General features: G+C 66.7%; 10 protein-coding genes and 1 riboswitch. Of the genes, 5 read left to right on the forward strand and 5 right to left on the reverse strand.

Annotation, left to right across the window (positions count from 1 at the left end):
• Nucleotides 1-87: 87 nt before the first annotated feature.
• Nucleotides 88-972 (reverse strand): hypothetical protein, encoded by an 885-nt coding sequence (locus AC5P5V_RS13110; protein ID WP_134972004.1) that lies wholly within the window; start codon nucleotides 970-972, stop codon nucleotides 88-90.
• Nucleotides 973-1,122: 150 nt separating this feature from the next.
• Entirely contained in the window at nucleotides 1,123-1,743 is a 621-nt protein-coding gene (locus AC5P5V_RS13115) for a hypothetical protein (protein ID WP_134972006.1), read from the reverse strand.
• A gap of 238 nt (nucleotides 1,744-1,981) precedes the next feature.
• Nucleotides 1,982-2,127: riboswitch (FMN riboswitch) on the forward strand.
• A 74-nt stretch (nucleotides 2,128-2,201) separates the two neighbouring features.
• Between AC5P5V_RS13115 and AC5P5V_RS13120 the strand changes: the two genes are divergently transcribed.
• The 5 genes from AC5P5V_RS13120 to thiL all read left to right on the forward strand — a co-directional run bounded on the left by AC5P5V_RS13120 (nucleotide 2,202) and on the right by thiL (nucleotide 6,088).
• The gene (locus AC5P5V_RS13120; RefSeq protein ID WP_134972008.1) at nucleotides 2,202-2,828 is read left to right on the forward strand and encodes a riboflavin synthase; all 627 of its coding nucleotides are present in this window, start codon (nucleotides 2,202-2,204) and stop codon (nucleotides 2,826-2,828) included.
• Nucleotides 2,825-3,925, forward strand: a complete 1,101-nt coding sequence (ribB, locus tag AC5P5V_RS13125) for a 3,4-dihydroxy-2-butanone-4-phosphate synthase (RefSeq protein WP_134972010.1) — start codon at nucleotides 2,825-2,827, stop codon at nucleotides 3,923-3,925. Before AC5P5V_RS13120 ends, ribB begins: the two co-directional genes overlap by 4 nt.
• A 136-nt stretch (nucleotides 3,926-4,061) precedes the next feature.
• Nucleotides 4,062-4,529, forward strand: coding sequence for a 6,7-dimethyl-8-ribityllumazine synthase (gene ribH / locus AC5P5V_RS13130; RefSeq protein ID WP_005415267.1), 468 nt, complete (start codon nucleotides 4,062-4,064; stop codon nucleotides 4,527-4,529).
• Nucleotides 4,526-5,005, forward strand: a complete 480-nt coding sequence (gene nusB, locus AC5P5V_RS13135) for a transcription antitermination factor NusB (RefSeq protein WP_005415268.1) — start codon at nucleotides 4,526-4,528, stop codon at nucleotides 5,003-5,005. The genes ribH and nusB overlap by 4 nt, the downstream gene beginning before the upstream one ends.
• 120 nt (nucleotides 5,006-5,125) lie before the next feature.
• Nucleotides 5,126-6,088 carry a thiamine-phosphate kinase gene (gene thiL, locus AC5P5V_RS13140; protein ID WP_231352542.1) on the forward strand — a complete coding sequence of 321 codons (963 nt, stop codon included), beginning with the start codon at nucleotides 5,126-5,128 and terminating at the stop codon, nucleotides 6,086-6,088.
• Between the two features lie 192 nt (nucleotides 6,089-6,280).
• Here thiL and AC5P5V_RS13145 read toward each other — a convergent pair whose 3' ends face one another.
• From AC5P5V_RS13145 to AC5P5V_RS13155, 3 genes are all read right to left on the reverse strand, one after another.
• On the reverse strand, nucleotides 6,281-6,652 hold the full coding sequence (locus AC5P5V_RS13145) for a DUF805 domain-containing protein (protein ID WP_134972011.1): 372 nt from the start codon (nucleotides 6,650-6,652) through the stop codon (nucleotides 6,281-6,283).
• Between the two features lie 128 nt (nucleotides 6,653-6,780).
• Nucleotides 6,781-7,191 carry a hypothetical protein gene (locus AC5P5V_RS13150; protein WP_134972013.1) on the reverse strand — a complete coding sequence of 137 codons (411 nt, stop codon included), beginning with the start codon at nucleotides 7,189-7,191 and terminating at the stop codon, nucleotides 6,781-6,783.
• A gap of 482 nt (nucleotides 7,192-7,673) precedes the next feature.
• Nucleotides 7,674-8,037, reverse strand: a 364-nt coding sequence (locus AC5P5V_RS13155) for an autotransporter outer membrane beta-barrel domain-containing protein (protein WP_495215904.1), incomplete at its 5' end; no start/stop codon positions are given.

Below are 8,037 nucleotides of genomic sequence, written 5' to 3' on the forward strand. Positions count from 1 at the left end.
AGCATTGATCACGCAGTGTGCGCACGGCCATGCAACGGTTCTGAAAGTGCCATTGATCCTGCTGCAGGCAACGGCGCTACATCGTGCTTATGTGCACTCGTCGGTCCACATCATCTCGGCGATCGGGCGCAGCGCCTTGCACTCCTGCGTCATCTCATCGGCTGAATTGACCTGTGCCTTGGCCTTCAGCTCCTCGGCCATCGCATCCACGCCGCTGATCTGGTCGGGTGCGACCTTCGCCACGCAGCTGCGGTGCTGCTGCAGCAGCAGGTCGCAGCCGGGTACGCCGGTCACCTTCGGTGCGCTGGCCGCCTGCACGTCCTGCATCCATTCCTCGAACGGTGCCAGCGCCCCGGTCACGGTGCCCACCAGATCATCGAAGTTGCCGCTGTACCAGTAGCCGTTGTCCTTGGCCGGGTACAGGGTGAAGGTGCCGCTGACCGGCACGCGCGCGCCGCTCTGCAGCGCCTGGGTGTAGGCGTCGGTGAACTGCTTGCGCGAGGCCGGGCTGGCGTCGGCGGCAAGGCTGGCGGCGAACAGCGGACGTACCTTGCCCAGGTCGGGCACCTGGCAGCTGAAGGTGATGCGCGCCAGCTTCTGGTCGTCCACGTACTCGTTGTCTTCAATCACGCTCTTGCTGGCGCGGCACCTCGAATCACGCAGGGCCTTGGCATACATCGCCTCGCTGGCGGCCGCGTCGGCCTTGGCGCCGGTGCTGGCAAGCACGACCTGCCACGGTTCGGCCAGCGCCTTGGCCAATGCGCCCGGGTTCGGGGTTACCGCGTCCTGGCCGTCGAAGGCGGGCTTCAGCGCATCGTTGAGGGTGCGGGTCGCGGCGGCGTCGTCTTCCAGCAGGACGCGGGCATACAGATCGAAGGCCTGTTCGGGCGTCAGTGTGGCCGGGGCGGCGCTGGCCAGCAGCGGGGCAGCCAGCAGGGCGCTGGCCAGCAGGGTACGCAAGGGGGTCTTCATGACGGTGTTTCCTGTTCCAGAGGCGCGCAAGCCTAGCGCATCTTTGCGCAGGCCCGACGGCGCCCTGTGATCACGTGCCGACGCGCGGGGCAAAAAAAACGGGCCCCTTGCGGGGCCCGTTCGATCGCACGACGAGGAGCGACCGTTGGATCAGAAGCTGGCGCGGACGCCGGCCGAGTACTGGGTGACGTCGCGGTAGCCGGAGATCTCGCCCACCAGGCCCCAGGTCTTGGTGAAGTTGATCTGGCCGCCAACAGTGCCGACCCAGGTGCCCTTGTAGTTGTTGCCGCCATCCATGTAGCCGGCCTTGGCCCAGGCTTCGGTCATGCGCGACGGCTTGCCGCGGATGCCCATGGTGACGCGGCCGAGGTTGGTGTGGTCCTTGCCGTGGTAACGCACGCCGTCATAACGCAGGGTCGATTCGGCGTTCTGGCGCACCCAGGCGGCATCGGCGGTGAAGTCCAGGCGGTCGGTCCACGGCATGTGGTAGCCGATACCCAGCTCCGGCTGGTTCAGTTCCAGCTTCAGCGAATCTTCGCCGTAGTGGCGGGTCTTGCTGGTGCGCGACCAGCCACCGAACACGTAGACCTGCTCGGCCAGCGCGACCGAACCGCGCAGGTAGCCACCGTCGACCTTCGGGTCGTCCAGCAGGTTGTCGTCAACCTGGACCTGGGTCCAGCCGCCTTCAACGTAGGTGTAGCTCAGGGCCTCGGCCGAAGCCGAGAACGGGGCGGTGGCCAGCAGCGCGGCCACGATCAGGATCTTGCGCATGGGAATTCCTGTGAGTTTCAGTCCATTGGCGGGCCTGCCCTCGCGGCTGCCCGTGGCGACCTCATGTCGTCCGCTGCGGATTTTAATGAAAGTTTTACAAAATGCGAGAGACGGCCGTCACAGGCTGGCCAGACGTGGTCGGGGTCAGAGCCCTTTCCTGCGGAAAGGGATCCGACCCCGGGAATCCCACCCGTTCAGGCCGGGCTGGTACACTGACCAGACCGGTTCGCCGGTACACAAACGTCTTCAGGGCGGGGTGCAATTCCCCACCGGCGGTAGGTGCGCAAGCACGAGCCCGCGAGCGCCCCGGCCCACGGCCGGGGGTCAGCAGATCCGGTCCAATGCCGGAGCCGACGGTCATAGTCCGGATGAAAGAAGACGGTGCCACAGGGCTCTTGCCCTGCGTGCACCTGTTTGCCTTGCGGCGTTTTTCGCTCACTTTTCGCGGAGAACGTTACTTGTTTACTGGAATCATCGAAGGCGTCGGCCGTCTGGCCGCACGTGAATCCATCGGCGGCGATGTCCGCTTCACCTTCAATGTCGGGAATCTGCCGTTCGACAACGTGCAGATGGGCGAGAGCATTGCCATCAACGGCGTCTGCCTCACCGTCATCGGATTCGACGCCCGCAGCTTCCAGGCCGACGCGTCCACCGAGACTCTGGGCCTGACCACGCTGGGCCAGCTGGGCGAGGGTGCGGTCATCAACCTGGAGCGCGCCATGCGCCCGACCGACCGCCTCGGCGGCCATCTGGTCAGCGGCCACGTCGACGGCCTCGGCCAGGTGCTGTCCATCCACGAAGATGCACGTGCCCAGCGCTGGCGCTTCGCCGCGCCGGCCTCGCTGCGCCGCTACATCGCCAGGAAGGGTTCGATCTGCGTGGACGGCGTCAGCCTCACCGTCAACGAAGTGGACGGTGAAGGCTTTGAAGTCGCCCTCATTCCGCACACCGTGGCCAACACCGCCTTCTCCGCCACCGGCGTGGGCAGTGCAGTCAATCTGGAAATCGATCTGGTCGCCCGTTATGTGGAGCGCCTGATCAGTGTGCCGACCAACGGTCAGCACCCACACGGAGATGCCGCATGAATTTCGCCCCGATTCCGGAAATCCTGGAAGACATCCGCCAGGGCCGCATGGTGGTCATCGTCGATGACGAAGACCGCGAGAACGAAGGCGACCTGGTCATGGCCGCCGAACTGGTCAAGCCGTCGGACATCAACTTCATGGTCACCCACGGCCGTGGCCTGGTGTGCCTGCCCCTGACCCGCACCCGCGCCGCCGACCTCGGCCTGGCGCCGATGGTGCAGGCCAATACCGCGCAGTTCCAGACCAACTTCACGGTCAGCATCGAGGCCGCCGAGGGCGTTACCACCGGCATCTCGGCCCACGACCGCGCACACACCATCCGCACCGCGGTGAAGCCCAATGCCAAGCCGTCGGACCTGCATCAGCCGGGCCACATCTTCCCGCTGATCGCCCAGCCGGGCGGCGTGCTGACCCGCGCCGGCCATACCGAAGCCGGCGTCGACCTGGCCATGCTGGCCGGGCTGGAACCGGCCGGCGTGCTGGTGGAAATCCTGAACCCGGATGGCAGCATGGCGCGCCGCCCGGAGCTGGAAGTGTTCGCGCGCGAGCACGGCCTGAAGATGGGCTCCATCGCCGACCTGATCGCCTACCGCCTGGCCACCGAAAAGACTGTTGAACGTGTGGACGAGCGCGACATCGACACCGAGTTCGGCCCGTTCAAGCTGGTGACCTACCGCGACCGCATCGCCCACGACCTGCATTTCGCCCTGGTGCGCGGCACGCCGGATGCGGAAACACCGACCCTGGTGCGCGTGCAGGTGGAAAACCCGCTGGCCGACCTGCTGCACTGGCGCCGTGACGACTTCGGCGTGGCGGCCACCGACGCCCTGCGTGCAATCGATGCCGAGGGCGCAGGCGTGATGGTGGTGCTGTCGGCCCCGCGCGATGGCGAAGCCCTGCTGGCCCGCCTGCGCCAGCAGCCGGCGCCGGTGGTGCCGGGCAAGGACAAGGACGTGGGCCAGTGGCGCCGCAACGGTGCCGGCGCGCAGATCCTGTCCGACCTGGGGCTGGGCAAGCTGCGCGTGCTGGGCACCCCGCGCCGCCAGATCGGCCTGGCCGGTTACGGCCTGGAAGTGGTGGAGACGGTCACCCTGTAATGAGTAGTGCCGGCCAGCGGCCGGCACTACCGGTGGGGACCGACCGTTGGTCGGCACACCCTGCAGGCCCCCGCCAGCCACGGCCGGGGCCCATCCACGCTAGAATTACCCCCTTATCGAGTCCCCCAAGCCGCATATGAGCCACTACGAAGGCGATCTTCGCACTCCCGAGTCGGCGCGCTTCGCCATCCTGGCCAGCCGCTGGAACGCCCGCATCACCGACGCGTTGGTCGCAGGCGCCCGCCTGAGCCTGGCCGGCAACGGCATCACCGAAGCCAACATCGACGTGATCCGCGTGCCGGGTGCCTGGGAACTGCCGCTGGTGGCCGCACGCCTGGCCGCCGCCCATGAACACGCCGCCATCCTCACCCTGGGCTGCGTGATCCGTGGCGACACCCGCCACTACGAACACGTGGCCGACCGCTGCGCCGAAGGCCTGATGCGTGTGCAGCTGGATTTCGGCGTGCCGGTACTGAACGGCGTGCTGGCGGTGGAACGCGTTGAAGACGCCGAGGCCCGCGCAGGCGGCAGCCACGGCAACAAGGGCGAGGAAGTCGCACTCGCCGCACTGGAAATGGTCAATCTGCTGGAGCAACTGCCATGAACAAGAACACCCAGGGCAAGCCCTCCGGTAAACCCGTCCGCCGCGATGGCGTCGACCCGGTGCTGCGCTCGCGCGCCCGCCGTCGTGCCGTGCAGGCCATCTACGCCTGGCAGATCTCCGGCGGCAACGCCCAGTCGCTGATCGCCCAGTTCGCCCACGAGCAGGCCCGCGAAATCGCCGACCTGGCGTACTTCGAGGCGCTGGTGCACGGCGTGCTCGACAACCGTCGCGACATCGACGAAGCGCTCGGCCCGTACCTGGACCGTGGCATCGAGGAAGTGGACGCGATCGAACGCGCAGTGCTGCGCCTGGCCGCCTACGAGCTGCGCTATCGCCTGGACGTGCCGTACCGCGTGGTGATCAACGAAGCGATCGAATCGGCCAAGCGTTTCGGTTCCGAACATGGCCATACCTACGTCAACGGCGTGCTGGATCGTGCGGCCGTGGAATGGCGCAAGGTCGAATCGGGTCACTGACCCACCTGTGGTAGTGCCGGCCGCTGGCCGGCAGCTGCAGGGATCCTGAGGTTGCCGGCCAGCGGCCGGCACTACCGCCCACCGCGCCCTGCGCGGCACGTACAACAGCGGGAACGCCCCATGTCCCTGGCCGAATTCGCCCTCATCGACCGCATCCGCGCCCGCACCCTCGAGCGCGACGACATCCTGCTCGGCATCGGCGATGACGCCGCGCTGCTGCAGCCGCGTGCCAATGAACAACTGGTGGTTACCGCCGACACGCTCAACAGCGGCGTGCACTTCCCGGTGGAAACCCCGGCCTTCGACATCGGCTGGAAGACCCTGGCGGTCAACCTGTCGGACCTGGCCGCGATGGGCGCGCGCCCGGCGTGGTGCACGCTGGCGTTGTCGCTGCCGCAAGCGTCGGAAGACTGGATCGAGGCTTTTGCCGATGGCTTCTTCGCTCTGGCCGACCAGCACGACATCGCGCTGATCGGTGGCGACACCACGCGCGGCCCGCTGTCGCTGTCGGTCACCGCGATGGGCCAGGTCGGCCGCGGCCAGGCGCTGCGCCGCGACCGCGCGCAGGTGGGTGATGATATCTGGGTGAGCGGCACGCTGGGCGATGCCGCCGGTGCGCTGCGGCTGTGGCAGCAGGGTGCACTGAGCGTGGCCACGGCTACCCTGCTGGCTGACTACGAATACCTGCGCCTGCGCCTGCTGCGACCGACGCCGCGCGTGACCCTGGGCCTGCGCCTGCGGGCCTTCGCGCACGCGGCGGTGGATGTGTCCGACGGCCTGCTGGCCGACCTCGGTCATATCGCCACGCGCAGCAACCTGGCCGCGCACGTGGATGCCGATTTGCTGCCGATCTCGCACGCACTGCGGGAACTGCTCGGCCGCGACGGTGCACGCGATTGCGCACTGCGCGGTGGCGACGACTACGAACTGTGCCTCACCGCCGCCGCCGACCAGCGCGACGCGCTGCACTACCTGGCCGAATCGCTGGACATGCCGCTCACCCGCATCGGCCGTATTGCCGAAGGGCAGGGCGTACACGTGGACGGCGAAGCCGCCGACGGCGGGTACCAGCACTTCGCGTAGCAGCAGCGGTACTGCCCTGCTGGGTCAACCTTCGGGGTGGGGTCAGATCCCTTTGCGCCGCAAAGGGATCTGACCCCAAGTGAAGCACATCGATGTTGCTCTGGTAGGTGCCAACCTGGGTTGGCACGGATGTGTCAGCAGCCGGTGGCAACACCGTGCCGACCAAGGTCGACACCTACCAACGCGGGCTGGTTACACGTGCGGTACCGGCGTACCGAAGCGGTTGCCACCCGGCGTGCCGGGCAGCAGCAGAAACACCAGCAGCACCAGGCTGACGAACGGCACGAACCCCAGCAACAACCACCAGCCCGAACGATCGGTATCGTGCAGGCGGCGGATGGTGGCGGCAATGCACGGCAAGGCGAACACCAGCCACATCACCACGCTCAGTCCAGTCGATACCATGGCCAGGCCCCGCGAACCGCTGTAGCCGGCATAGAAGCTCAGCAGATACAGCGGGATCGAAACGATCATGATGAACAACTGGAACCACCAGAATTCGCTGCGGCTTGCGCGGCCAGTGAACTGCGCATAGCGGGTGAGCGGAACCATCATCTTGTGCATCGAAACACTCCCTGAAAAGAAGTGCGCACTATTGGTGCTCCTGTGATGATGAGCCATCGGAATCGTTGCAATTGCGCGCAGCGTGCAACTGAACTGAGCGCTCCTCCGCAGTTCAGGACGCGAGCTGCTTACGCTGCCCGCAACTGCACATCCACATACTCGGCCAGCCCACGACACGCCAGCAGCAGGCCCTCGCGCGCGCCATCACCCATCTGCTGATCGATATCACCGTCCACGCGTACGCGTTCGGTGGCGTGCAGCAGTTCCAGCAGGAAACTCAGCCCCGCATTGGCGCGGTCGATGCGCGCCAGGGCCAGACGTTGCCCGGGCGTGCGGTTGTTGCTGGGCCATGGTTGGCCATCGGCGGCATCGCCCTGGCGGATGCGCTGCAGGCAGGCCTGCAGGGTAATGGCCCCGGCACTGTTGCCGGTCTGCAGCGCAACGAAGGTATCTTCCAGCGTGCGGGCCAGGTCATCGGGCAGGCGCGTGGCGGCCTCGCCCAGGGTGGCGAACAGGTGCGGGTAGGGGGAAGCGGTCATGGCGGCGTCCTTGTGCAAGCGGCAAGGGACCACCCTGCTTAACAGCGAGGGTGGCGGACGGTGCGTGGTTGCAATACCGGTGGCTAACGTCGTCAAACGCCGGCGGGCGCGAGGCCCCCACGCACCGCCCGCCATGTAAGCGCGGACAGAATGCCTGCCGACGCCACCCAACAAGGAAAGGGCGACGCCGGCAGGCAAGCGTAAACGACATTAACCAAACGGGATTGCAAGCCCGTGCCACCCGTTGTTGGTGGCGCTACATGATTTGCATGAAGCGCCAATGCTGCCAATGAGAATTGTTGGAAATTTCGAAAACGTTGCAATCGTGCGGCGCACGCCACAGCGTGGCAATCGCGACATTCCTGTAGAGCCGAGCCTACGCTCGGCTCACCGCGTTCTGAGCGAAGAGCAGCCGAGCATGGCTCGGCTCTACAGAGCGCAGAGCGGCGCCGGAATCATCCGGCGCCGCGCGTGTTTCTACATCACCACTTGTACGACATGCTCAGGTTGGCAGTGGCTTCGCGGTATCCGTGGTCGCCGCGCATCACGCCGAAGCCACCCCACGCACTCAGCCCGGAACGGAAGTCCACGCGCGCACCGGCATTGAGCTCATAGCGGTTGCGCGGCACGCCGGCCTTCAGCGCTTCATCGTCGAACGCCATGCCGTTGCTCGCACCATCGCGGTACCAGTTGGCCACCACATACGGGCTGACCGAGGCACCCGCTGCCGAGCGAGATTCGCCCTGCAGACGCAGGCCCACGCGGCCGGACAGGCCGCTGTCGCCCAGGCTGCGCACCACCGTGCCGTTCGCTTCCTGGTGGCGATCGGTGTTGGCATCGGTATAG

The sequence above is a fragment of the Stenotrophomonas sp. YJH_SMC_130 genome (assembly GCF_059369035.1).

Bases quoted from the DNA above. Each gene is read 5' to 3' on its own strand.
- AC5P5V_RS13110 (WP_134972004.1), bottom strand. From the start codon at position 972: ATGAAGACCCCCTTGCGTACCCTGCTGGCCAGCGCCCTGCTGGCTGCC.
- AC5P5V_RS13115 (WP_134972006.1), bottom strand. From the start codon at position 1,743: ATGCGCAAGATCCTGATCGTGGCCGCGCTGCTGGCCACCGCCCCGTTC.
- ribB (WP_134972010.1), top strand. From the start codon at position 2,825: ATGAATTTCGCCCCGATTCCGGAAATCCTGGAAGACATCCGCCAGGGC.
- ribH (WP_005415267.1), top strand. From the start codon at position 4,062: ATGAGCCACTACGAAGGCGATCTTCGCACTCCCGAGTCGGCGCGCTTC.
- nusB (WP_005415268.1), top strand. From the start codon at position 4,526: ATGAACAAGAACACCCAGGGCAAGCCCTCCGGTAAACCCGTCCGCCGC.
- thiL (WP_231352542.1), top strand. From the start codon at position 5,126: ATGTCCCTGGCCGAATTCGCCCTCATCGACCGCATCCGCGCCCGCACC.
- AC5P5V_RS13145 (WP_134972011.1), bottom strand. From the start codon at position 6,652: ATGCACAAGATGATGGTTCCGCTCACCCGCTATGCGCAGTTCACTGGC.
- AC5P5V_RS13150 (WP_134972013.1), bottom strand. From the start codon at position 7,191: ATGACCGCTTCCCCCTACCCGCACCTGTTCGCCACCCTGGGCGAGGCC.